General features: G+C 67.6%; 24 protein-coding genes. 12 read left to right on the top strand and 12 right to left on the bottom strand.

Annotated elements, in window-relative coordinates; all coding sequences use genetic code 11:
* The first annotated feature begins 21 nt into the window (after positions 1-21).
* Positions 22-216 (top strand): hypothetical protein, encoded by a 195-nt coding sequence (locus tag LDL21_RS25465; protein ID WP_067981606.1) that lies wholly within the window; start codon positions 22-24, stop codon positions 214-216.
* Between the two features lie 21 nt (positions 217-237).
* On the opposite strand, the gene LDL21_RS25470 is transcribed toward LDL21_RS25465, so the two are convergent.
* From LDL21_RS25470 to LDL21_RS25490, 5 genes are all read right to left on the bottom strand, one after another.
* Positions 238-594, bottom strand: coding sequence for a hypothetical protein (locus LDL21_RS25470; protein ID WP_181697549.1), 357 nt, complete (start codon positions 592-594; stop codon positions 238-240).
* 21 nt (positions 595-615) lie between these two features.
* Positions 616-1,986 carry a DoxX family protein gene (locus LDL21_RS25475; protein WP_225282066.1) on the bottom strand — a complete coding sequence of 457 codons (1,371 nt, stop codon included), beginning with the start codon at positions 1,984-1,986 and terminating at the stop codon, positions 616-618.
* A gap of 102 nt (positions 1,987-2,088) precedes the next feature.
* On the bottom strand, positions 2,089-3,057 hold the full coding sequence (locus tag LDL21_RS25480) for a patatin-like phospholipase family protein (RefSeq protein WP_181697547.1): 969 nt from the start codon (positions 3,055-3,057) through the stop codon (positions 2,089-2,091).
* A gap of 141 nt (positions 3,058-3,198) precedes the next feature.
* The gene (locus tag LDL21_RS25485) at positions 3,199-4,998 is read right to left on the bottom strand and encodes an acetyl/propionyl/methylcrotonyl-CoA carboxylase subunit alpha (RefSeq protein ID WP_225282067.1); all 1,800 of its coding nucleotides are present in this window, start codon (positions 4,996-4,998) and stop codon (positions 3,199-3,201) included.
* A gap of 185 nt (positions 4,999-5,183) precedes the next feature.
* Positions 5,184-6,065, bottom strand: a complete 882-nt coding sequence (locus LDL21_RS25490; RefSeq protein ID WP_181697546.1) for a sulfurtransferase — start codon at positions 6,063-6,065, stop codon at positions 5,184-5,186.
* A gap of 150 nt (positions 6,066-6,215) precedes the next feature.
* Between LDL21_RS25490 and LDL21_RS25495 the strand changes: the two genes are divergently transcribed.
* Positions 6,216-7,022, top strand: a complete 807-nt coding sequence (locus tag LDL21_RS25495) for a helix-turn-helix transcriptional regulator (RefSeq protein ID WP_181697545.1) — start codon at positions 6,216-6,218, stop codon at positions 7,020-7,022.
* On the opposite strand, the gene LDL21_RS25500 is transcribed toward LDL21_RS25495, so the two are convergent.
* The 3 genes from LDL21_RS25500 to LDL21_RS25510 form a co-directional block, all read right to left on the bottom strand.
* Entirely contained in the window at positions 6,948-7,583 is a 636-nt protein-coding gene (locus tag LDL21_RS25500) for a Maf family protein (RefSeq protein ID WP_225282068.1), read from the bottom strand. The two genes, LDL21_RS25495 and LDL21_RS25500, sit on opposite strands and share 75 nt — an antisense overlap.
* Before the next feature lie 2 nt (positions 7,584-7,585).
* Positions 7,586-7,915 carry an acyl-CoA carboxylase epsilon subunit gene (locus tag LDL21_RS25505; RefSeq protein ID WP_181697543.1) on the bottom strand — a complete coding sequence of 110 codons (330 nt, stop codon included), beginning with the start codon at positions 7,913-7,915 and terminating at the stop codon, positions 7,586-7,588.
* Between the two features lie 129 nt (positions 7,916-8,044).
* Complete coding sequence (locus tag LDL21_RS25510) at positions 8,045-9,685, bottom strand: acyl-CoA carboxylase subunit beta (protein WP_067641427.1); 1,641 nt, start codon at positions 9,683-9,685, stop codon at positions 8,045-8,047.
* 123 nt (positions 9,686-9,808) lie between these two features.
* Here LDL21_RS25510 and LDL21_RS25515 point away from each other — a divergent pair, with 123 nt between their 5' ends.
* Complete coding sequence (locus tag LDL21_RS25515; RefSeq protein ID WP_225282069.1) at positions 9,809-10,606, top strand: biotin--[acetyl-CoA-carboxylase] ligase; 798 nt, start codon at positions 9,809-9,811, stop codon at positions 10,604-10,606.
* A gap of 65 nt (positions 10,607-10,671) precedes the next feature.
* On the opposite strand, the gene LDL21_RS25520 is transcribed toward LDL21_RS25515, so the two are convergent.
* Positions 10,672-11,640 (bottom strand): acyl-ACP desaturase, encoded by a 969-nt coding sequence (locus tag LDL21_RS25520; protein ID WP_225282070.1) that lies wholly within the window; start codon positions 11,638-11,640, stop codon positions 10,672-10,674.
* 128 nt (positions 11,641-11,768) lie between these two features.
* On the opposite strand from LDL21_RS25520, the gene LDL21_RS25525 reads away from it, so the two are divergent.
* The 3 genes from LDL21_RS25525 to LDL21_RS25535 are packed head-to-tail and all read left to right on the top strand — an operon-like array spanning position 11,769 to position 14,337.
* On the top strand, positions 11,769-12,302 hold the full coding sequence (locus LDL21_RS25525; protein WP_181697540.1) for a PH domain-containing protein: 534 nt from the start codon (positions 11,769-11,771) through the stop codon (positions 12,300-12,302).
* A gap of 31 nt (positions 12,303-12,333) precedes the next feature.
* A complete protein-coding gene (locus tag LDL21_RS25530) occupies positions 12,334-13,023 on the top strand; it encodes a response regulator transcription factor (RefSeq protein ID WP_067490653.1) in 690 nt (229 codons plus the stop codon).
* A 6-nt stretch (positions 13,024-13,029) separates the two neighbouring features.
* Positions 13,030-14,337: a sensor histidine kinase gene (locus LDL21_RS25535; RefSeq protein ID WP_181697539.1), complete on the top strand. Its 1,308-nt coding sequence runs from the start codon at positions 13,030-13,032 to the stop codon at positions 14,335-14,337.
* 18 nt (positions 14,338-14,355) lie between these two features.
* On the opposite strand, the gene LDL21_RS25540 is transcribed toward LDL21_RS25535, so the two are convergent.
* Positions 14,356-14,898: a GtrA family protein gene (locus LDL21_RS25540; RefSeq protein WP_181697538.1), complete on the bottom strand. Its 543-nt coding sequence runs from the start codon at positions 14,896-14,898 to the stop codon at positions 14,356-14,358.
* 39 nt (positions 14,899-14,937) lie between these two features.
* On the opposite strand from LDL21_RS25540, the gene LDL21_RS25545 reads away from it, so the two are divergent.
* From LDL21_RS25545 to LDL21_RS25570, 6 genes are all read left to right on the top strand, one after another.
* A complete protein-coding gene (locus LDL21_RS25545) occupies positions 14,938-16,161 on the top strand; it encodes a 5-(carboxyamino)imidazole ribonucleotide synthase (RefSeq protein ID WP_225282071.1) in 1,224 nt (407 codons plus the stop codon).
* A 45-nt stretch (positions 16,162-16,206) separates the two neighbouring features.
* Positions 16,207-16,713 (top strand): 5-(carboxyamino)imidazole ribonucleotide mutase, encoded by a 507-nt coding sequence (gene purE, locus LDL21_RS25550; RefSeq protein ID WP_181697536.1) that lies wholly within the window; start codon positions 16,207-16,209, stop codon positions 16,711-16,713.
* Between the two features lie 107 nt (positions 16,714-16,820).
* The gene (locus LDL21_RS25555; RefSeq protein ID WP_225282072.1) at positions 16,821-17,702 is read left to right on the top strand and encodes an RpnC/YadD family protein; all 882 of its coding nucleotides are present in this window, start codon (positions 16,821-16,823) and stop codon (positions 17,700-17,702) included.
* A gap of 70 nt (positions 17,703-17,772) precedes the next feature.
* On the top strand, positions 17,773-18,432 hold the full coding sequence (locus LDL21_RS25560) for a TetR family transcriptional regulator (RefSeq protein WP_181697535.1): 660 nt from the start codon (positions 17,773-17,775) through the stop codon (positions 18,430-18,432).
* Between the two features lie 171 nt (positions 18,433-18,603).
* Positions 18,604-19,761, top strand: coding sequence for an acyl-CoA dehydrogenase (locus LDL21_RS25565; RefSeq protein ID WP_067641442.1), 1,158 nt, complete (start codon positions 18,604-18,606; stop codon positions 19,759-19,761).
* A gap of 267 nt (positions 19,762-20,028) precedes the next feature.
* Entirely contained in the window at positions 20,029-20,766 is a 738-nt protein-coding gene (locus tag LDL21_RS25570; protein ID WP_225282073.1) for a hypothetical protein, read from the top strand.
* Positions 20,767-20,770: 4 nt separating this feature from the next.
* On the opposite strand, the gene LDL21_RS25575 is transcribed toward LDL21_RS25570, so the two are convergent.
* A complete protein-coding gene (locus LDL21_RS25575) occupies positions 20,771-21,055 on the bottom strand; it encodes a GNAT family N-acetyltransferase (RefSeq protein ID WP_067490634.1) in 285 nt (94 codons plus the stop codon).
* 35 nt (positions 21,056-21,090) lie between these two features.
* Positions 21,091-22,464: an FAD-binding oxidoreductase gene (locus LDL21_RS25580; RefSeq protein WP_225282074.1), complete on the bottom strand. Its 1,374-nt coding sequence runs from the start codon at positions 22,462-22,464 to the stop codon at positions 21,091-21,093.
* Positions 22,465-22,722: the final 258 nt, after the last annotated feature.

A 22,722-nucleotide genomic window follows, 5' to 3' on the forward strand; every position in this document is an offset into this window, starting at 1 on the left:
AACTACCGAACAGGACTCTCGATGAAGAAGCTCGTTGCTGTCAGCGCTGTGATCGCCGGCCTCGCCCTCCCCGTCGCGACCGCGAATGCGGCCACCGCACCTGATATCGCCCCCGCCGCGACCCAGGTCGGGTCCTCGACGGGCGACATCTTCTCGGCGGTATGCGAATTCCTCAACGGCGGCTGGGCAGGCCGGCCCAAGCCCTGCATCTACTGACGAGACCGAACACCGCAGGGCTCAGCCCAATTCGGGGCTGAGTCGTGGGGTGAGGGCGAGGGCGCCTGCGACGAAACGAGTCACCGATTCGACGCCGGTGGCCAGGGCGTCGTCGAATCCCTCGCGCGCCCAACCGGTGATCAGGGCGGTGCCGTCCGCGTCGGGGGTGACGCCGATCTCGGCGATCATCTCCGCCGTGGTCGGCACGCACACCGCCCACGAGAAATGCGACTCGTCGGCCCACTGGGCGACACGGTTCGCCACATATCCGGGATCGGTGATGCCGCCGTCGGCGAGCGCGGGCCGGTCATCGATGCGTTCGTCGGCGCGCAGGGCACGCAGATACCAGGAGCCTGCGTTGATCTCGATCGGTTCCACGGGCCGAGCCTAGCCGGGGCGTCACCGGTAGTACGGCGTGGCCTGAACCCAGTGGAAGCCGCGCGAGACGACCGGGAACTGATCGAGGTCGACCTGGTCGAGCCGCATCCGCACCTGCCGGCCGCCCAGCTTGCCCTCGAGGATCAGCTGATTCTCCTGTGGCCGAAGGTAAGTGAAGGACGCGATTGCCCACTGGTGGGTGGTGTCCTTGGACAGGGTGACGGTCTGCTTGCCGGTGTCGACGCGGGCGGGGAAGGACACCAGTGAATCGTCGAGGCGCTGGGCGGTCATGCCCTGCGGGATGTCGAAGATGATGCGGCGGAAACGTTCGGTCGCGTTCGGCAGGCCGGTTGCCGGTGCGTCGAAGTCGACCAGCGCGGGCACCTGCTCGCCGTCGACCGAATATTCGGTGACATTCCAGATTCCGTAGAGCGGCGACTTCGGCCGGGCATTGCCGTAGGTGTGCCAGCCGTCGTAGGCCTCGACGGCCGTGGCGACGAGGAACCACAGCCCGAGCAGTACCTGGGCACCGAGCATCAGCCGGTTGCCACGCGGTGAGGTGAGCAGGGTGGTCGACCGGCTCGGTTCGACGGCACGGCCGAGCAGCGCCCGGACCAGTCGTGCGAGATCAGGTGCCGCGAGAAGCGTTGCGTACAGCAGCAATTGGAGGGCGAACAGCTTCACCGGCACATCGAAGGTGAGGTTCATCAGCACCACCTGCAGCGCGACGATCACCGCGAGCACCGAGCCGAGCCCGGCGGTGAGCGGCAGGATCAGCAGCACCGCCGCCGTCACCTCGGCCGCCCCGAGTGCCATCTCGTACGGTTCCGACAGCGACGACTGCGCCCACAGCACCGCCATCGGGCTCATGTGCCCGAACGGTTCCACCAGCCGCTCCAGATTGAACGACATCTGGGTCGGCATCAGCTTGATCATCCCGTACAGCATCAGCGCGCTCACCAGCGTGAACCGCACCAGCAACCGGAACCAGCCGTACAGGCGCGCATAGTCGGGTCGACGCCGGTCGAGCACCGACCACACGGCGGTCACCGGAACCGCGACCAGGATCAGGGTGAAGACGCTGATCCACTTGGCGGCGGTGTCACCACTACCGGTGACCGTGTAGTCGACCCGGACATCGAACAGCCGGGTGCCCACCCAGTCCGTGAGCGGATGCAGCGCAGTCCATTTGCCGACCTCGGCCACCACCTGCTGGGATAGGCCGAGAGTACGCAGGAGCGCGTGCAGCAACCACGCACCGGCCATCCCGATTCCGACGGTGACGAACGTGAACCGGAACAGCACCCGGACGGCCGGGTGCCACCCCCGCTCCTCCGGCTCTTCGTGGCCGGCGGACTCCACCGGCGGTCGAGCCAGCACCTGCGTACCCATCCCGGTCTCCCTCTGTTCGTGCCCTCGCCGGTGAGACGCTAAGGGAGCGGGCAGAACTGGGAAATCCGGCAAAACCGGTGCCCCGGAGTTCCGGGGGTCGCCTCAGGCCGGGCTCGGCCGGTCGCCGAGCAGGGCGTGGACGGCGGCGCGGCCGAGGTCGAGGGCCTGGGTGAGCAGGGTGGTGTCGCGGGCGGCGCTGTCGACCGGTGGGGCGCCGGCAGGCGGATGCACCTGCAGTACCCGGTCACCGAGGCCGGCCAGATAGCTGTCCTCCACCGCCTGCTGACCGGGTCGCGCCGACCACGCGCGGAAAGCACCGGGCGCGACCGCACGCAGATATCCACCGCCGACCACCCGATGCACCAGGGGAGCGGGCGGACGTAGTTCCCCGGTCCGTCGCGTGCGCAGGACGAGGGCGTGGGTGGCGCCCGCGCTCACCGCGCTCCGGATCGGCACGGTCTCCGAGAGACCACCGTCGAAATAGCTGCGGCCGGCCAGCTCCACCGGCGGGCCCGCGAGCAACGGCAACCCCGCCGACGCCCGCAGAGCCGTGAGCAGAGTCGGCTTGTCGACGATGAACGGTGCGAGATCGACCGGCTGCCCGGTGCGGGTATCGGTGGCGATCGGGTGGAAGCTGGTCGGATTGGCGAGAATCGCCGGAAAATCCATCGGCTCGATCCCGTCGTATACCCGGTGCACCAGGTAGTGCAGATCGAAAACCGGTCGCCCGCGCACGATCCGCACCGGGTCGACCACCCGCCGCATGATGGTGCGATCCGTCCACGACCGCATCCCCGACGCGGCCCGCCCGCACAGCAGCCACGCCCCGTTGATCGCCCCGGCCGACGTGCCGTACACGGCATCGAACACCGCCGACAGCCCGAGTTCCTCGAGCGCTTGCACCATGCCGCTGGAATACACACCGCGGCTGCCGCCACCCTCGATCACCAGGGCGAGACGGTGCCCGTCGTCGCGATGCCCGGCGGCCTGCCTGCCGCGAATCACCTCGGCGACCGGCACCGGATCCGGCGTGGCTGAGGAATCCGGTTCGATGTGCGCACTGCTGGTCACCCGACCCACATTACGACAGGCCACGGACGCATCGCCCGGCCGCGAGCGCGATCTTCGCCGCCCGTTCACTCAGGGCAATCGTCCCTGAACGCGAACGGACGCCGGTCTACAAGAGACCGGCGTCCGTTCGGGGGGAAACTTCTACTTGATCTCGGCCAGGACGGTGCCCTGGGTGATGGCGGCACCCGCCTCGACGGCCAGCCCGGTGACGACACCGGCCTTGTGCGCGTTGACCGGGTTCTCCATCTTCATGGCCTCGAGCACCACGATCAGGTCGCCCGCCTCGACGGTCTGGCCCTCTTCGACGGCGACCTTCACCACGGTGCCCTGCATGGGCGCGGTGACCGCGTCACCGGAAGCGGCACCGGCACCGCCGCCACCACGCTTGCGCGGCTTGGGCTTCTTGCGGACCACACCGTTACCGGCCGCACCGGCCGCACCGCCACCGAGGGAGAACTGGCCGGGCAGCGACACCTCGACGCGACGTCCACCGACCTCGACCACGACCTTCTGCCGGGGCAGTTCCTCGTCGTCGTCGGCCGGGGCACCGCCGCCGGTGTACGGCTCGACGGTGTTGTTCCACTCGTTTTCGATCCACTTGGTGTAGACGTCGAACTTCTCGCCGTCACCGATGAACGCCGGGTCCTCGACGATCGCGCGGTGGAACGGGATGACCGTCGCCAGGCCCTCGACCTCGTACTCGGCCAGCGCGCGACGGGCGCGCTGCAGCGCCTGCTCGCGGTTCTCGCCGGTGACGATCAGCTTGGCGAGCATCGAGTCGAACTGACCGCCGATGACGCTGCCCTGCACCACACCCGAATCGACGCGCACGCCGGGGCCCGAGGGCTCGCGGTACACGTTGACCGGGCCGGGGGCGGGCAGGAAGCCGCGGCCGGCGTCCTCACCGTTGATGCGGAACTCGAACGAGTGACCACGCGGGGCGGGGTCCTCGGTGATGCTCAGCTCGTGGCCCTCGGCGATGCGGAACTGCTGGCGCACCAGGTCGATACCCGCGGTCTCCTCGGTGACCGGGTGCTCCACCTGCAGGCGGGTGTTCACCTCGAGGAACGACACGGTCTCGCCCTGCACCAGGTACTCCACGGTGCCCGCGCCGTAGTAGCCGGCCTCGCGGCAGATGCGCTTGGCGGAGTCGTGGATCTTGGCGCGGACCTCGTCGGACAGGAACGGCGCGGGCGCCTCCTCGACGAGCTTCTGGAAGCGGCGCTGCAGCGAGCAGTCACGGGTACCGGCGACGACGACGTTGCCGTGCTGGTCGGCGATGACCTGGGCCTCGACGTGGCGGGCCTTGTCCAGGTACTGCTCGACGAAGCACTCACCACGGCCGAAGGCGGCGACGGCCTCACGGGTGGCCGACTCGAACAGTTCGGGGATCTCCTCGATGGTGTGGGCGACCTTCATGCCGCGGCCACCGCCACCGAAGGCCGCCTTGATCGCGACCGGGACGCCGTATTCCTTGGCGAACGCGACGACCTCGTCGGCGTTCTTGACCGGGTCCTTGGTGCCCGCGGCCATCGGGGCCTGTGCGCGCTCGGCGATGTGGCGGGCGGTGACCTTGTCACCCAGGTCGCGAATCGACTGCGGCGAGGGGCCGATCCAGATCAGCCCGGCGTCGATGACGGCCTGGGCGAAGTCGGCGTTCTCGGAGAGGAAGCCGTAGCCGGGGTGGATCGCGTCGGCGCCGGACTTGGCGGCGGCGTCGAGGATCTTGTCGAACACGAGGTACGACTCGGCCGAGGTCTGGCCGCCGAGGGCGAACGCCTCGTCGGCGAGCTTCACGAAGGGAGCGTCGGCATCGGGCTCGGCGTACACCGCGACGCTGGTGATCCCCGCGTCCTTGGCAGCCCGGATCACGCGGACCGCGATCTCGCCGCGGTTAGCTACGAGTACCTTCGTGATCCGTGCGCTGGCATGGCTGGGCACTGAGCCTCCTGTGTGCAATCTTTGGTCGCTTCGGACGGGTCACCGTGTGGGCCCCGCGCCCGGTATCGACAACTTTCGTCTCGGGCGAGTGTAGGCAGTGTGCCAATTCGCCCCGAACTCGGCTAGCCCTACTGTTCAGTAGGTCGTAGGTCACACTACGCGGCCCGCCGACCTGTGAACCCGTTTCAATTCCGCTGATCGACGGTGCCCGGTTCGTCGCCCGCGGCGATCGGCAGGCGAACCGAGTTGCCCCATTCGATCCACGAACCGTCGTAATTGCGCACCGACCTGCGGCCGAGCAGGAAGGTGAGGACGAACCAGGTGTGGCTGGAGCGTTCGCCGACCCGGCTATAGACCACGAGATCCTCGGCGGGCAGGGCGCCGTAGACCTCGTCCAATTCGGCGCGCGAACGGAATCTTCCATCGGGTGAGCAGGCAAGTGTCCACGGGATGTTAACGGCGGTTGGCACATGACCCGCCCGTTGCGTTTCGGGTTCCTTGTCGCCACCGGACTCACCCGCGTACTCCTGCGGCGAGCGCACGTCCACCAGCGGGCGGCCCAGCCGCGCGAGGACCTCCTCGCGGAACGCGCGGGCGGTCGTGTCGTCGCGCTCGACCGAGGGGTAGTCGCTGCGCTCGGGGACGGGCGGGTCGAAGGTGGTATCGCGTTCCTCGGAGATCCAGGCGTCGCGGCCGCCGTCGAGCAGTCGCACGTCCTCGTGGCCGAACAGGGTGAAGATCCAGGCGGTGTGCGCGGCTTGGGCATTGCCGCGATCGCCATAAATCACCACGGTGTCCTCGCGCCGGATACCCTTGGCGCGCATCAGTTCGGTGAATCGGTGACCATCGATGTAATCGCGGGTCACCGGGTCGCTCAGATCACCACGCCAATCGATCTTGACCGCGCCGGGCACATGTCCGATGTCGTAGAGAAGAATGTCGTCGTTGGATTCGATGACCTTCACACCGGGCACCCCGATGTTTGCGGACAGCCATTCGGTGGTTACCAATCGATGCGGGACTGCGTAGGAACCGTAGGCGGGGTGCGGATCCGGGGCGACGGGCACAGTGTGGTCCTTCACGCGAGAGTTGGGCGGGTGCGGCAGTGTCGAGGCCGTAGCCGATGGTATGTCTGTGGTGGCACATCACGAATCGACGCAATGGGCGAATAAAGCGCAGAGCTGTCCGATAAAGTCTCTGGAGAGGAGGGGTGAGCTATGTCCGATTCATGGCCGCGACGGCGACTGCTCGCGATCCTACGTGGCGCCACCGAGCCCCTCGATGCCCAGGAACTGGCCCGCATCACCGGACAGCACGTCACCACCGTCCGTTTCCACCTCGACGTTCTCACCCGCGAATCGCTCGTGCGCCAGTTCCAGCAACCCCCGCGCGGACGTGGCCGACCTCGCATCGGTTACCGCGCGGTGCAGCGGTCGGTCGGCTATCAGGAACTGGCCCAGGTGCTCGCCGACCACCTCGGACCCGACCCGCTCAGCCGCTCCGCCGCCGCCATCGAGGCGGGCCGCGCGTGGGGCCGTCGCATGGATATCGGCTCCCACCAGGTGGAAACTCTCGCCGACGCCCGTGACATCACCATGTCGCTGATGTCGGAACTCGGCTTCGCGCCGGAGAAGGACCCGGTCGGCGAGACCGACGAGCACGTCGGCATCAATCTCACCGCTTGCCCCCTGCGCGAACTGGCCCGCTCGCACGCCGAAGTGGTGTGCGGAGTGCACGTGGGTCTGATGCGCGAAGTGCTGGAACGCAACGGCGCGCGCGGCCGGGTGGAGGTGCGGCTGCATCCGTTCACCGAACCGGAACTGTGCCATGCCAGGCTCGAACTCACCCTCGGCGCGGAAGCCGTCGAGCACGCGGCCGAGGAGCACGGCGAGCGGCCGATCCGGTCGGCCGTCGGCGAGGACCAGGCCGCTCAGCGAATGATCACGCCGTCAGGACCGCGCGTCCCGCCACAGTTGCGTGACACCGACGCCGACGTCTTCGAGCAGCCTGCGCAGCAGTGGTAGCCCGATCCCGATGACACTGGACGGATCACCCTCGATCCGGTCGACGAACCAGCCGCCGAGACCGTCGAGCGTGAACGCACCCGCCACCTGCAGCGGTTCGCCGGTGGCGATGTAGGCCTCGAGTTCGTCCGGGCCGGGTTTGGCGAAATGCACGGTGGTGGAACTGCATTCGGCCGATTCGGCGACGACCTCGCCGTCGCGCAGGCGCAGTACACAGTGGCCGGTGAGCAGATCGGCGCTGCGCCCGGCCATGCTCGCCCAGCGCTCGCGCGCCACCTCGGGCGTGTGCGGTTTGCCTTGTAGCCGCCCGTCGACGAGCAGCATGGAATCGCAGCCGACGACGACACAGTCGGCGGCGAGTTCGGGAATGGTGCCTGCCACGTCGAGGGCCTTGGCACGGGCCAGGGCGACAACGACATCGTCGGCGGACGTATCAGCGGGAAGCGCGGCCGAGACCGCGTCCTCGTCCACGCCGGAGACGCGGACGACGGGATCGATACCCGCCGTCCGGAGCACCCCGAGCCGGGCGGGGGACGCGGAGGCCAAGACCAGCCGGGTCACCCTCAGCGCAGGTGCGACAGCAGCGGGTACACGTACGGCGAGAACGGGGACGAACCCCGGTGCATCAGCGTCGCCTGACCCCAGCCGTCCACCGGCTGATGAGCGGTCGGCGCCGGTGCGCTCGCGGCGGCGGCACTGAACACCGCGACCAGGGCGGCGACGTCCTCGTCGGACGGCGATCCCTTCAGAATGCGCAACAGCGGCTCACCGGCGGGTTCTGCCGGGGCCTCGGTCAGCGTGTCGGTAGACAGTTCGACCTCGTCGACGAGTGGTTCGACAGCGAGCTCGAGCTCGGCGGCGGTCAGCACGTCTTCTTCTGCCACAGTGGTCACAGTGCCAGATCCTTCCTGCGCGTACTTCGGTTCACGGCGCGGTGTCCGCGATCATTCCCGGTGCAACAGCGCCGGGCAATAGTTGATTTCCCCAACAAGTGTGCGCGGCACACGAGGAATATCGCGTTTTCAGAGCGGAATGTTGCCGTGTTTCTTGGGGGGAAGGGTCACCATTTTGCGTTCGAGCAGTCGCAGCGCCGACACGATCTGGCCTCGCGTGTGCGACGGCGGGATGACCGCGTCGACGTAGCCACGCTCGGCGGCCACGTACGGGTTCACGAGGGTGTCCTCGTACTCGTTCTGCAGCTCGAGGCGCAAAGCGTCGACGTCGGCGCCGTTCTGGGCGGCCTCTGCCAGCTGTTTGCGGTAGACGAACCCGACGGCGCCCGAGGCGCCCATCACGGCGATCTGCGCGGTCGGCCACGCGAGGTTCACATCGGCACCCATGTGCTTGGAACCCATCACGTCGTAGGCACCGCCATAAGCCTTGCGGGTGATGATCGTGATCTTGCCCACAGTGGCCTCGCCGTAGGCATAGAGCAGCTTGGCGCCGCGGCGGATGATGCCGTTGTATTCCTGGCCGGTGCCGGGCAGGAAGCCGGGCACGTCGACCAGGGTGATGATCGGGATGTTGAAGGCGTCGCAGGTGCGAACGAAGCGCGCGGCCTTCTCCGAAGCGTCGATGTCGAGGCAGCCGGCGAACTGGGTGGGCTGGTTGGCGACAATGCCGACGCTGCGCCCGTCCACCCGGCCGAAGCCGACGATGATGTTCATCGCGCGCTCGGCCTGCACCTCGAGGAACTCGTCGTCGTCGAGCAGACGACGGATCACCTCGTGCATGTCGTAGGGCTGGTTCGGCGAATCCGGGATGATCGTGTCGAGCTCGAGATCTTCCTCGGTGAGCGAGTCCTCGATGGCGCCGAAGATCGGGTCGGTCGGCTCGGTGCGCGGCGCCTCGGCGCGGTTGTTGCTCGGCAGGTAGCTCAGCAGGTCCTTGACGTAGTCCAGCGCGTCCTGTTCGCCGGAGGCCACGTAGTGGGCGACACCGGACTTCACCATGTGGGTGTGCGCGCCACCGAGGTCTTCCATGCTGACCTCTTCACCGGTGACGGTCTTGATCACGTCGGGGCCGGTGACGAACATCTGCGAGGTCTGATCGACCATCACCACGAAGTCGGTGAGCGCGGGGGAGTACACGTGCCCACCGGCGGCGGCACCCATGATCAGCGAGATCTGCGGGATCACGCCGGAGGCCTGCACGTTGCGGTGGAAGATCTCGCCGTAGAGGCCGAGGGAGACGACGCCCTCCTGGATGCGCGCGCCCGCGCCCTCGTTGATACCGACCAGCGGACGGCCGGTCTTGATCGCCAGGTCCATCACCTTGACGATCTTCTCGCCGTAGACCTCGCCGAGCGAGCCACCGAAGACGGTGACGTCCTGGGAGAACAGGCACACGTCGCGGCCGTCGATGGTGCCGTAACCGGTCACCACGCCGTCGCCGGTGGGGCGGTTGTTCTCCAGCCCGAAGTTCACGCTGCGGTGCTTGGCCAGGGCGTCGAGCTCGACGAAGGAGCCCTCGTCGACCAGTGCGAGGATGCGCTCGCGGGCGGTCATCTTGCCCTTGGCGTGCACCTTGTCGACGGCGGCCTCACCCATCGGGTGTTGCGCTTCTTCCAGCCGATTCCGCAGATCAGCCAGCTTCCCGGCGGTGGTGTGGATGTCGGGGGCGCCCGCCGATTCCGACGCGGGCTGCTGCTGGACACTCGTCATGGGTTGCGAGTGTAACGAGTGATACCGCCCCGCACTACGGCAGTGCGCCTACCGGCCAGTACAGAAACCGCAGCTAGGTGTGGTGATGCCCCATAGCACGCGGCGGCGGGTAGCGTGCCAGGAATGAACAGGGCACCGATCGACGCGCAACGTCTGCGCAGCTCTCTCGTCTCCCCGGCACCGGTGTTCTTCGACCGGATCGATGTCGTCGAATCGACCGGTTCGACCAATGCCGATCTGGTGGCCCGCGCGGCCGATCCCGCTGTCGACCGGCAGGCGCTGCTCGCCGAGGAGCAGGTCGCGGGTCGCGGTCGGCACGCGCGCGAGTGGGTGAGTCCGCCGCGGGCCCAGATCTCGCTGTCGATCCTGGTCCGGTTGCCCGGTATCGACCCGGTGGCGCTCGGCTGGTTGCCGTTGCTCACCGGCATCGCGGTGGTCGACGCGCTGCGTGGCATCGCGGGTCTTTCGCCGGAATTGAAGTGGCCCAACGACGTTCTGCTCGACAACCGCAAGCTCGCGGGCATCCTCGCCGAGGTCGCCGCCACCGGTATCGCGCCCGCCGTGGTGGTCGGTGTCGGCCTCAATGTCGACCTGGACGAGTCGGAACTGCCTGTGCCGCATGCGACTTCGCTGGCGTTGGCCGGTGCGCAGACCACCGATCGCACCGCGCTCGCCGCCGCGATCCTCAGCGAATTCGCCCGCCGGTTCACCGAGTGGGAGCGGGCGGGGTGGGCCACCGACGAACTCGCGGCGGCCTACCGCGAGCGTTGCGCGACGATCGGGGTGAACGTGCGGGCAGAGCTGCCGGGTGGGAAGGTGCTCACCGGTGTGGCCACCGGGGTCGATGCCACCGGGCGGCTGCTGATCGGCGACGACGCGGTGTCGGCGGGAGATGTGACCCACCTGCGCGGGCAGTACTGACCGGGACGCCGCCGGTCAGGCGCTGTGGTCGTCTCCACGACGCCTGACCGACCGGTCGCTATCGATCAGCGCGCCGCCGCGCCTGCCCCCTTGCGTTCGGCCACCTCGCGCTCGCGCGCCAGCAACCTGTCGCGCTGCTCCTCGAACTTCAGCACGTCCTTCTCCAGCTTGGCCAGGAACTGTGCCAACTCGTCGCGGGCCGCCTCGCCGCGTGGCCCGAAGTCGTCGCGGCCGAAGATGTTCCACTGCTTGAGCACCGGCAGCACCACCTCGTCGAGGTGCTGACGAAGGTCGTAGATGCCGTGCTTGGCCATCAGCACACCGTTGCGCCGCCAGTTCGGCATGCCCGCGCCGGGCATCTGGAAGTTGGTGAGCACCTTGGTGATCGCGGGCATCGCCTGATCGGGGACCAGGTCCAGGGCGGCCGCGCACAGGTTGCGGTAGAAGATCATGTGCAGGTTCTCGTCGGTGGCCACGCGCGCGAGCATGCGGTCGGCGACGGCGTCGTCGCAGACGCGGCCGGTGTTGCGGTGGCTCACCCGGGTGGCCAGCTCCTGGAACGTCACGTACGCGACGTTGACCAGGAAGCCGCCCCAGTTCGCCGGTGCGTGGGCGCCCTGGGTCATGTGGACCATCCTGGCGTTCTCCAGCGCGACCGGGTCGACCCCTCGGGTGACGACCAGATAGTCACGGATGACGATGCCGTGCCGGTTCTCCTCGGCGGTCCAGCGACCGACCCAGGTACCCCACGCGCCGTCCTGGGAGAAGTTCTCGGCGATCTCGCGGTGATAGGAGGGCAGGTTGTCCTCGGTGAGCAGGTTGGTGATCATCGCCGCCTTGGCGACATCGGTGAGCTTGGATTGTTCCGGCTCCCAATCGATTCCGCCCATCGCGGCGAAATTGCGACCCTCGTCCCACGGCACGTAGTCGTGCGGGTGCCAGTCCTTGGCGATGGACAGGTGCCGGTTCAGATTCTGTTCGGCGACGGGTTCGAGAGCGGTGAGGATTTCGAGCTGAGTCAGAGCTTTGGTCACGCGAGCCTCCACTGTCGTATGGCGAGCAAGGAGAAATGGGCAAAACCTGGCTTCTAGCGCGGAATCCACAGTATCGCCTCCGCCGTGGCATCGAGAAATGCACCGTCATCGCGCGGTACTGTGCGCATATGGGTTACCCGGAGGATGTCCTCGCGCCCGACGAGCAGCTGATCCTGCACCGCCACCCGCACTGGAAGATGCTGGTCTGGCCGATCATCACGCTCATCGTCGCCACCGCCCTCGCCGGTTTCCTCGGCGGGCTGGCCTGGCGAAACACCACCGGGCACGTGCGAACCGTGCTGCTGGTGCTCATCGGCCTGATCTGGTTCGGGATCATCGCCTGGCGGGTGATCGTGCGGGTGATCGCCTGGAAGTCAACGCATTTCATCGTCACCCAGCGCCGGGTGCTCGTCCGTGAGGGCGTGCTCACCCACACCGGTATCGACATCCCGCTCAGCCGTATCTCCAGCGTGCAGTTCAGTCACGGCGTCTTCGACCGGCTGCTCGGCACCGGCACGCTCATCATCGGGTCGTCGTCGGAGGAGCCGCTCGAATACGACGACATCCCCCAGGTGCAGCAGGTGCACTCGCTGCTCTACCACCAGGTTTTCGAGGCGGGCCGCTCGCCGACCGATCAGCACTGGGGTGGCGGCTACCGGTGAGCCGCGGGTCCAGACCACTTAACCTGGGCACATGACCGCAGTACTTCTGGCCGAGGACGACGAGGCGATCGCCGCACCCCTGTCGCGCGCACTGGGGCGTGAGGGCTACACCGTCACCGTCGAACGCTTCGGCCCGGCGGTGCTGCGCCGTGCTCTCGAAGGCAACCACGACCTGCTGATCCTCGACCTCGGCCTGCCCGGAATGGACGGGCTGGAGGTATGCAGGCAGGTACGCGCGGGCGGCGCCGACATCGCGGTGCTGATGCTCACCGCGCGCACCGACGAGGTCGACTTCGTCGTCGGGCTCGACGCGGGCGCCGACGACTACGTCGGCAAACCGTTCCGCCTCGCCGAACTGCTCGCCCGCGTGCGAGCCCTGTTGCGGCGCAGCGGAATCGGTGACGACGCGGTGGAGGTCGGCGGCATCCGCCTCGAACCGGCGGCGCGGCGCGTACTGGTGAACGGGGCCGAGGTGAACCTGGCCAACAAGGAGTACGAGCTGCTCAAGGTGCTCATCGACCGGGCCGGTCAGGTCGTCGGCCGCGAGACGATCCTGCGCGAGGTGTGGGGCGATGCCGACCTGCGCGGATCCAAGACCCTCGACATGCACATGTCCTGGCTGCGCCGCAAGATCGGCGACGAGGGCCCGATGGCCGAGCGGCGCATCGTCACCGTGCGCGGTGTGGGCTTTCGCCTCAACACCGACACGCACCGGAGCTGACGGGTCGTGCGTCGTCGCATCCTGCGTTCGATCCTCACGGTCCTCACCATCACCACGGTGGTGCTGGGCGTACCCCTGATCTACACCGCCTGGCTCTGGGTGGAGGACATCACCCGCAACGATCTGCAGAGCAGGCTGGAACGCATCGCGGCCGAGGTGATCGCCCAGGAACAGGTCGACGGTTACGTCCACGACGGGCTGGACGTGCGCGCCATCCGGGCGCTGGTGCCCGAGGGCGGCCGGCTCACCGTCGTCTACCCGACGCCGACCGACAATGCCGCGCGCACCGACATCGGCGTCGAGCAGATCGACGACCCTCTGGTCGAGTCGCTGTCGATGGGGACCTCGGCGTCGTTACGGCTGGAGGTACCCGCCGGACCCATGCACGCGCGTCAGGAGCAGGCCGTCGCCGCGGTGGCGCTGGCCGTGCTCGCCTCGCTCGGTGCGGCATTCTCGGTGGCCGTGGTGACCGCGCGCCGCGTCGCCGATCCGCTGCGCGATGTGGCCGCCCGCGCGGCCCGACTGGCGATGGGCGACTTCCGGCCCGACCCCCGCAGGCACGGCATCGCCGAACTCGACCGGGTCTCCGATGTGCTCGACTCGGCGACCGTCGAGATCGCGGGCCGTCTGCAACGTGAGCACGCGCTGGTCGCCGACGTTTCCCACCAGCTGCGCAGCCGCCTGACGGCCGTGCGGTTGCGCTTGGACGAGCTGTCGACCCACAACGATCCCGAGGTGGTGCACGAGGCGGAGGAGGCGATGGCGCAGGTCGACCGGCTCACCGACGCCATCGACGACCTGGTCCGCGCCTCCCGCTCCGAAGACGCCGCCGATCGCGACCCGGTGCCGGTGATGGCCGAGCTGCGCGGTGTGGTCGCCGAATGGACGCACCCGTTCCACGAGGCGGGCCGCGAACTGAGCCTGATCGGCGACGAATCCCTGCGCGCGCCGATCACCGGTTCGCGGTTACGTGAGGCGGTCGCGGTGCTGGTCGACAACGCCCTCATGCACGGCGGCGGCACCTGCACGGTGTCGGTGCGAACGGTCCCGACGATGAGCGCGCGTGACCCACTGATCTGCGTGGAGGTAGCCGACGAGGGCGAAGGCATTCGCGACGAAATGGCCCCGCACATCTTCGACCGGGGTTTCTCGGCCGGTGGGTCGACCGGTGTGGGGTTGGCACTGGCGCGGGCCCTGGTGGAGGCCGATGGTGGCAGGCTCGAGCTGCAGCGTCGCCGTCCGGCTCTGTTCGCGGTGTTCCTCGGATCCAAGGTCAACCGGTCGCAGAACGCGACGCTGACCGAACCGCGCTGATTTACCAACCGCGCCTGGTCAGCTCTTGCCGAGCGGTTCTTCCTCGACGAGCTCCTCCAGTTCGGCGACGATCTCGTCCATCTCGTCGGGGAACACCCACCGCCGCATCGCCCAGAACCGGAACGCCATCTGCAGCAGGTTGCCGATGACGAACGCGCTCACGAAGTCGGCGATGTTCTCGGTCAGGAAACTCACATTCGGCTGCCGCAGATCGAACACATAGCTCGAGATCCACAGCGGTATATTGCTCAGCGCCACGCCGATGCCGCTGACACCGAAGAACAGCAATGCCTCGTGATGTTTCTCGCGGCCGCCGCGATTCTTGAACGACCATTCGCGGTTGAGCACATAGGACGCGATCACCGCGACCACGCCGGAAATGATCTTGGCGGTGACCGGCTTTTCCGACAGAACGGTCCATTTGAGCAGGTAGAACAGGCCGCTGTCGATCACGAACGTCGTCGCGCCGACGATGGCGAACTTGATCAGCTCTTTATGCCGGAGCGCGAGCTCGCGCAGGCGCGGGGGAAGGACGCTGACCACGTCGTCGACGATTGACACGAGTTCCGAGTGTACCGGTAGCAAAGATTCGCATTCGACATGACAACATTGCACGACGTGACTGCACGTTCGTTCGATCCGTCTGCCATGCCCACCGTCACGATGGTCGGTGGGGGCCAGCTCGCGCGCATGACGCACCAGGCCGCGATCGCCCTCGGCCAGCGTCTGCGGGTGCTCGCCGAGAACCCCGGCGATCCCGCCGCCCAGGTGAGTCCCGATGTCGTGCTCGGTAGCCACGACGACCTGTCCGCGCTGCGCACGGCCGCCAAGGGCTCGCACGCGCTCACCTTCGACCACGAGCACGTGCCGACCGAGCACCTCGACGTGCTCGTCGCCGAGGGCGTGAACGTGGCGCCACCGCCGCAGGCGCTGATCTTCGCCCAGGACAAGCTGGCGATGCGGACCAAGCTGTCCTCGCTGGGTCTGCCGGTGCCCGCGTTCGTCGAGGTCACCTCGCCCGCCGACGCGGTCGCCTTCGGTGACGAGCACGGCTGGCCGTTCGTGCTCAAGGCCGTGCGCGGCGGGTACGACGGGCGAGGGGTGTGGATGCCCGCCGATGCCGAGGAGGCGACGGCGCTGGTCACCGACCAGCTCGCGCACGGTGTGCAGCTGCTCGCCGAGGCGAAGGTCGACCTGAAGCGTGAGCTGTCGGCGATGGTCGCTCGTTCGCCGTTCGGGCAGGCGGCCACCTGGCCGGTAGTGGAGACCGTGCAGCGCAACGGTCAGTGCGCGGTCGTCATCGCACCCGCGCCCGACCTGCCAGAGGACACCGGCGCCCGCGCGGAGACGATGGCGCTGGAACTGGCGGCCGGGCTCGGTGTGGTCGGTGTGATGGCGGTCGAACTGTTCGAAACGCACGACGGCGAACTGCTGGTCAACGAGCTCGCCATGCGCCCGCACAACTCCGGGCACTGGGGCATGGACGGTGCGCGGACCGGTCAGTTCGAGCAGCACCTGCGCGCGGTGCTCGACTACCCGCTCGGCGACACAACCCCGTTGGCGCCCGTCACGGTGATGGCGAACATTCTCGGCGCGGCCGAGGCGCCCGAGATGTCGATGGACGAACGGCTGCACCACTTGTTCGCCCGGATGCCGGAGGCGAAGGTGCACCTGTACGGCAAGGGTGAACGGCCCGACCGCAAGATCGGGCACATCAACATCCTCGGCGACGACGTGGCCGAGGTCCGCGAGCAGGCCGAGCGCGCCGCGCATTGGATGTCGCACGCGGTTTGGACCGACGGTTGGGACCCGCACGGCGAGTGAACCGCTGACAACCCCGCGCACCGCACCTCCGCCGAAAGGAATCAGATGAGCACCACCGGACCCCAGGTCGGCCTGATCATGGGCAGCGACTCCGACTGGCCAACCATGGAAGCCGCCGCCGAGGCCCTCGCCGAGTTCGGTATCCGCTTCGAGGTCGGCGTCGTCTCCGCTCACCGCACCCCCCAGCGCATGCTCGACTACGCCCGCGAAGCCGCAGGCCGCGGCCTGAAAGTCATCATCGCTGGCGCGGGCGGCGCAGCCCACCTCCCCGGCATGGTCGCCTCCGCCACCGCCCTCCCCGTCATCGGCGTCCCCGTCCCCCTGAAATACCTCGACGGCATGGACTCCCTCCTCTCCATCGTCCAAATGCCCGCAGGCGTCCCCGTAGCCACCGTCTCCATCGGCGGCGCCCGCAACGCAGGCCTCCTCGCCGTCCGCATCCTCGCGTCTTCCGACGAATCCCTGCGCACCCGCATGGAACAGTTCCAAGCCGGCCTCGAAAAAATGGTCCTGGCCAAAGACGAAGCGCTGCGCACCAAACTTTTGGGCTGAGAAGGCCGAGCCGGTCGCATTTCCGGCGACCGGCTGCCCGAATTGCCGAATTCCGGTGAACCGCCGCACTTTTCGTACGCTGACCTGCTATCACGTACGTTCGCCCCATGGTGACCTCATCGCACGAAGCGATGCATCGGATCTTCCAGCACGACGCGGCAGCGATCGCGCACGCGTTCACTGTGCTGAAGCTACCCTTCGCCAAACCGATAGCGGTGGAGCAGGTTTCGGTCGACCTCACCGAGACGGCACCGGTCGAGCGGCGAGCCGACACTGTCCTGGACATCACCACCGTCGACGACAGATTTCTGATGGTGGTCGAGGCGCAGTCGGCGCCCGACGATTCGCGGCCCGACTCCTGGTCGTATTACGTGACTTTTCTGCGGAACAAATACCACCTTCCTGTCATTCTCGTGGTCATCTGCCATGATCACCTCACAGCGCGGTGGGCGAGCACCCCGATGGAAATCGGTCACACATTCTGGACCACGATCACCCTGTATCCGCTGGTGCTCGGGCCACACAACGTTCCCGCTGTCACCGACCCGGCCCTCGTGATTCAAGACCTACCTTTGGCTGCGCTGTCGGCCGTCACCCATGCCCGCGAAGCGGATATCGGTGCGATACTGGAGGCAATCGTCACAGGTATCCGCCGGACGGGCGGCGATGAGACGACCGAGTTCTACGTCGAGTTGATCGAGCAGGGCATCTCTCATACCGCAGCGGCCGAAACCTGGAGGAAGTACATGGCCACCGATCTCTCGTTCTTTCGTTCCGAGTCCGCGCAGAAGCTCAGGGCGCAGGGACGTGAGGAAGGCGTCGCCGTGGGTCAGGCCAAAGCTGTGCTGCAGGTCTTGCGGTACAGAGAGGTCGTTGTCACTGATGCGGCCGCGCAGCGGATTCGTGACTGTCAGGACGAGGCGAAGTTGGCCACGTGGTTGCGCCGGGCACTGGAGGTGTCCTCGGTCGCCGAGTTGTTCGATGACTGATCCGCTGACGAGTGAATGTCCGTCGGTGTCGCGTGAGGCGGCTGTAGGGCGGTGACTACGGTTGACGTCCGTGGCACAGGATGATGCGGCGCAGTTTCGGCTGACGGTGGTTGATCAGGCGTTGCGGTTGTTTGCCGAGCGGGGGTATGAGGCGACGACGGTCGACGAGATCGCGGTGGCGGCGGGGATTTCCCGGCGGACGTTCTTTCGGCAGTTCCGGTCGAAAGAGGACGTGATCTTCGCCGATCACGAGTTCCAGCTGGCATCGGCACAGGAGTTCCTGGCCGAGGGGCGGGGGGATCCGTGGGATGCGGTGTGTGAGGCCGTGATCGGGGTGTTCGAGCGGTTCACGCAGTGGCGCGATATCGCGGCGCGGCGGTATCAGGTGGTGCGGCGGGTGCCCGCATTGCGGGAGCGGGAGATCGTCACCGTGTTCCGGTACGAGCGGTTGTTCACCGAGTTCCTGCGCGAACGGCTACCGGAGACGCCGGATCTGGCGCGCGTGCAGTTCACGGCCGCGGTGACCGCAACTCACAACTACCTGTTGCGGCGGATGGTGCGTGGCGAACCGGGGGCGGCGGTGAGCGATCTGCGGACCGAACTCGCGCTGATTCCCCGTGGCAGGCGCGACGCGTCCGAGGGAGAGGAACTGGTGGTCGCGGTGTTTCCGCGCGACATGCCGCCGCGCGAGCTGGCCGACCGGCTCACCGCGCGCCTCGGTAACCTGTGAGCCACCGGGCTCGCGGCACCACGCAAAAGTGACACTCGGTGCCACACCCATATCCCCATGTAGCGGTAGAGTGCCGCGCGTATAATCCTTTGTGGATTGGCACTGCGTGCCGAACGTAAGCCCGCTGTGCGAGGCGCAGCGAACACCACCAGAACCAGGAGTGTGCCTTCGATGGCTGGAAACCCCGATTTCGACCTGTTCAAGCTCGAGGACTTCCACGACGAGCTGCGGCAGGCCATCCGCGGCCTGGCCGAGAAGGAGATCGCGCCCTACGCCAAGGACGTCGACGGCAACGCCCGGTTCCCCGAGGAGGCGCTCACCGCCCTCAACGCCGCGGGTTTCAACGCCGTGCACGTGCCGGAGGCCTACGGCGGCCAGGGCGCCGACTCCGTCGCCACCTGCATCGTGATCGAGGAAGTGGCCCGCGTCTGCGGTTCCTCCTCGCTGATCCCGGCCGTCAACAAGCTCGGCACCATGGGCCTGATCCTCAACGGCTCCGAGGAACTGAAGCAGAAGGTCCTCGGCGACCTGGTCGAGGGCAAGATGGCCTCGTACTGTCTGTCCGAGCGTGAGGCCGGCTCCGATGCCGCCTCCATGCGCACCCGCGCCAAGGCCGACGGCGACGACTGGATCATCAACGGCTCCAAGTGCTGGATCACCAACGGCGGCAAGTCCGAGTGGTACACCGTGATGGCCGTGACCGACGCCGACAAGGGCGCCAACGGCATCTCCGCGTTCATGGTGCACAAGGACGACGAGGGCTTCGTCGTCGGCCCGCTCGAGCACAAGCTCGGCATCAAGGGTTCGCCGACGGCCGAGCTGTACTTCGAGAACTGCCGCATCCCCGGCGACCGCATCATCGGCGAGCCCGGCACCGGCTTCAAGACCGCGCTGCAGACCCTCGACCACACCCGCCCGACCATCGGCGCGCAGGCCGTCGGCCTGGCCCAGGGCGCGCTCGACGCCACGATCGCCTACACCAAGGACCGCAAGCAGTTCGGCAAGTCCATCGCCGACTTCCAGAACACCCAGTTCATGATCGCCGACATGGCGATGAAGATCGAGGCCGCCCGCCTCATGGTCTACACCTCCGCGGCCCGCGCCGAGCGTGGCGAGAAGAACCTCGGCTTCATCTCCGCCGCCGCCAAGTGCTTCGCCTCGGACGTGGCCATGGAAGTCACCACCAACGCCGTCCAGCTCTTCGGCGGCGCCGGCTACACCACCGACTTCCCGGTCGAACGCATGATGCGCGACGCCAAGATCACCCAGATCTACGAGGGCACCAACCAGATCCAGCGCCTCGTCATGAGCCGCCAGCTCCTGCGCTGATCCCTTCAGCGTTGAACGCCCCCGGCAGGATTCCTGCCGGGGGCTTCGTTTCATCTGGCCCCGACCACCTTTCGCCACTCGGAACGGCGAGATCTTCGCTCGAAACAATGAGGCGGCCGAACCCTCACCGATTCGAACGTGCCGAGCGGAGAGCAACTGGGGAGAACAGCTTCCAGTGCGGCGACCTGCAAAGGGGTGTCAGGAGACCCGAAGGACATCCGCGCCCTTTGGTAATCGACACAGCTCGCTGCTGGGAGCCCGCCGGCGATGGCTCGAGTCGTTAGCGTGATCGCCCGAGTGGCCGGGAATGCGGCCGGTGATTCTCGAGGTGATGTGGTGCGACGTGACCGGATGGCTCGGTGGGTCGCGGTGTTGGGGGTTGGGGTGGCGTTGGCCGGGTGTGCGGCCGAGGAGGCGCCGGGGATCGTGGCGCTGAAATCGTTGCCTCGGCTGGCCGAGTACCCGGCCGGGTATTCGCTGGTGGGCAAGCCGGCAAGTATCACCGCCGCCGAGGCGGGTACGGCGTTGCCGCTCACCTTCACCGATGAGGTGTGCCGTCCGCTGATCGAGAATCCGATCGGTGCGGGGGCGCGGGAGTCGGTGGCTTCGAATACGAGCCCGGCGGTGTTCCTCGTCCAGATCGTCGAATCCGACTCGGCGGTGGCGGGTTTGACCGACCTCGTGCAGCGGTGCGCGAACGTCGAGGCGCGCACCGGGGACCGCACCTTGAAGATGGCCGTGTCGACGGGGGAGGCGCCGAAGACGGTAGCTTCGGAAGCCGTCGTCATCCGGACGAACGGGAACCAGGAGACGCGCGTCGAGGGTGCGCCGCCGGTGCAGACGCCGGTCGCCCAGCAGCGTGTTGTCGCCAGGGTCGGGAAGTACGTGGTGTCCGCGCTGGTGATGCTGTCCGCGATGTCGGAGCAGAGCCAGACCGCCGAGCTCGAGGTGCTGCGACGGGTCTACGAGATCGCCGTCGACCAACTGGCCCGCGAGATCGCGTGAGCGCTCAGGGGACCAGTTCGGCGTATTCGGGGTGTTCGGCGATGTACTTCTCGACGTACCAGCAGGTGGGCACGACCTGGTAGCCGTTGGTCCGGGAGTCGTCGAGGCCGTATTTGACCACGTCGGCGGCGACCCCGCGGCCCCGGAACTCGGGGAAGGTCATGGTGTGGTGGAAGTCGCGGACTTTGGTGTCCTCGCGTTCGGCGTAGTCGGCGTATCCCGCGAGGACGTCGTCGAGGTAGATCTCGTAGCGGGTATCGGCGACGTTGTGCTCGAGCCTGGTGGTCATACCGGATGCTAACCCGTCGCGGTCGGCGGATGTTCCTACAGGACCGCGCCGGGGTTGAGGATGCCCGCCGGGTCGAGCGCGTCCTTGATGCGGCGGGTCAGGGCCATCACCTCGGAGCCGACCTGGTCGGGTAGCCACGCCTTCTTGAGCCTGCCCACGCCGTGCTCACCGGTGATGGTGCCACCGAGGGTGATGGCCAGGTCCATGATCTCGCCGAAGGCGCGGTGGGCGCGGGCGGTGTTGTCGGGGTCGGTGGGGTCGTGCACGATCAGCGGGTGGGTGTTGCCGTCGCCCGCGTGGGCGATGACGGAGATCAGCACGTCGTTGCGTTCCCCGATGGCGGCCACGCCGGTGATGAGCTCACCGAGCCGGGGCAACGGCACGCCGACGTCCTCGAGCAGCAGCGGCCCGATCCGTTCCACCGCCGGAATCGCGAACCGCCGCGCGGCGGTGAAGGCTTCACCTTCGTCAGGATCGGCGGTGTGGAAAACCTCTGTCGCCCCGGCCTTTTCGCACAGCGCGAGCATCGTCTGGGCTTCGTGCGTCGCGTACTCGCCGGGTGCGTCCGACCGGGCGACGAGCAGTGCGGCGGCGGTGCGATCCAACCCCATCCGCATCTCGTCCTCGACGGCATTGATCGCGACGGTGTCCATGAACTCGAGCATCGCGGGCCGCAGTGCCGAGGTGATCGCGAGGATCGCGTCGGTGGCGGCGGTGAGTGTGGCGAAACCGGCGACCACGGTGGCCTGCGGTGGTTGGGCGGGCAGCAGGCGCAACGTGAGTTCCGTGATGACCCCGAGCGTGCCTTCACTGCCGACGAACAGCTTGGTCAGCGACAACCCCGCCGAGTCCTTCAGCCGAGGCCCACCGAGGCGAACCACGGTTCCGTCGGCGAGGACCACTTCCATGCCGAGCACGTAATCGGTGGTCACACCGTATTTCACGCAGCACAGCCCACCCGCGTTGGTGGCCGCGTTGCCGCCGATCGAGCACATCTCGAACGACGACGGGTCCGGCGGATACCACAGCCCCTCGGCCGCGACGGCCCGCTTCACCTCCGCATTGAGCAGGCCCGGCTGCACCACCGCGGTGCGTGTCACGGGATCGACGGTGATCTCGCGCATCAATTCGGTGGACAGCACGAGCCCGCCGTCCACCGCCGTCGCGCCGCCCGAGAGCCCCGACCCGGCGCCGCGTGGCACCACCGGCACCCCGTGCGCCTGCGCCCAGCGCAGCGTGGCCGCCACATCGGCGGTACTGCGCGCCCGCACCACCGCCACCGGCGTCCCCGCCTGGGGGTCACGAGCCCAATCCTGCCGATACCCCTCCATCACATCGGCATCGACTACAACTGCCCCCTCGGAAATCTCCGAAACCAGCGAATCCAGATCCACCCGGCGATCGTCCATTCCCCACGCTAACCCGACCAGGCCCTCTCGAGTATGCGATCGCCACGCTCTGGTGGCGGCGTCACCCGAGAGCCCAACGCCACCAGAACCTGGTGATCAACCGTCCAGATGTGATGTGTGACCGAACAGGGCCGCGAGGGCATGGTTGTGATTCGGCGCGGCCGGTTGGTGTATACGGCGTTTGAGTGGTCACAATGCAGGGGAGGGTGTGATTTTGTCGGGGCGCCCGGCGTGTTTTCTTGTTCCGTTGCCTGCGCA

Origin of the sequence: Nocardia rosealba (assembly GCF_020216065.1) — a bacterium.
GTDB classification, from domain to species: Bacteria; Actinomycetota; Actinomycetes; order Mycobacteriales; family Mycobacteriaceae; genus Nocardia; species Nocardia rosealba.

Coding starts and splice junctions, on each gene's coding strand:
- LDL21_RS25510 (WP_067641427.1), bottom strand. CDS start 9,685: ATGACGAGTGTCCAGCAGCAGCCCGCGTCGGAATCGGCGGGCGCCCCC.
- LDL21_RS25555 (WP_225282072.1), top strand. CDS start 16,821: ATGGTGACCTCATCGCACGAAGCGATGCATCGGATCTTCCAGCACGAC.
- LDL21_RS25530 (WP_067490653.1), top strand. CDS start 12,334: ATGACCGCAGTACTTCTGGCCGAGGACGACGAGGCGATCGCCGCACCC.
- purE (WP_181697536.1), top strand. CDS start 16,207: ATGAGCACCACCGGACCCCAGGTCGGCCTGATCATGGGCAGCGACTCC.
- LDL21_RS25465 (WP_067981606.1), top strand. CDS start 22: ATGAAGAAGCTCGTTGCTGTCAGCGCTGTGATCGCCGGCCTCGCCCTC.
- LDL21_RS25565 (WP_067641442.1), top strand. CDS start 18,604: ATGGCTGGAAACCCCGATTTCGACCTGTTCAAGCTCGAGGACTTCCAC.
- LDL21_RS25515 (WP_225282069.1), top strand. CDS start 9,809: ATGAACAGGGCACCGATCGACGCGCAACGTCTGCGCAGCTCTCTCGTC.
- LDL21_RS25545 (WP_225282071.1), top strand. CDS start 14,938: ATGACAACATTGCACGACGTGACTGCACGTTCGTTCGATCCGTCTGCC.
- LDL21_RS25580 (WP_225282074.1), bottom strand. CDS start 22,464: ATGGACGATCGCCGGGTGGATCTGGATTCGCTGGTTTCGGAGATTTCC.
- LDL21_RS25495 (WP_181697545.1), top strand. CDS start 6,216: ATGTCCGATTCATGGCCGCGACGGCGACTGCTCGCGATCCTACGTGGC.
- LDL21_RS25570 (WP_225282073.1), top strand. CDS start 20,029: ATGGCTCGAGTCGTTAGCGTGATCGCCCGAGTGGCCGGGAATGCGGCC.
- LDL21_RS25575 (WP_067490634.1), bottom strand. CDS start 21,055: ATGACCACCAGGCTCGAGCACAACGTCGCCGATACCCGCTACGAGATC.
- LDL21_RS25475 (WP_225282066.1), bottom strand. CDS start 1,986: ATGGGTACGCAGGTGCTGGCTCGACCGCCGGTGGAGTCCGCCGGCCAC.
- LDL21_RS25525 (WP_181697540.1), top strand. CDS start 11,769: ATGGGTTACCCGGAGGATGTCCTCGCGCCCGACGAGCAGCTGATCCTG.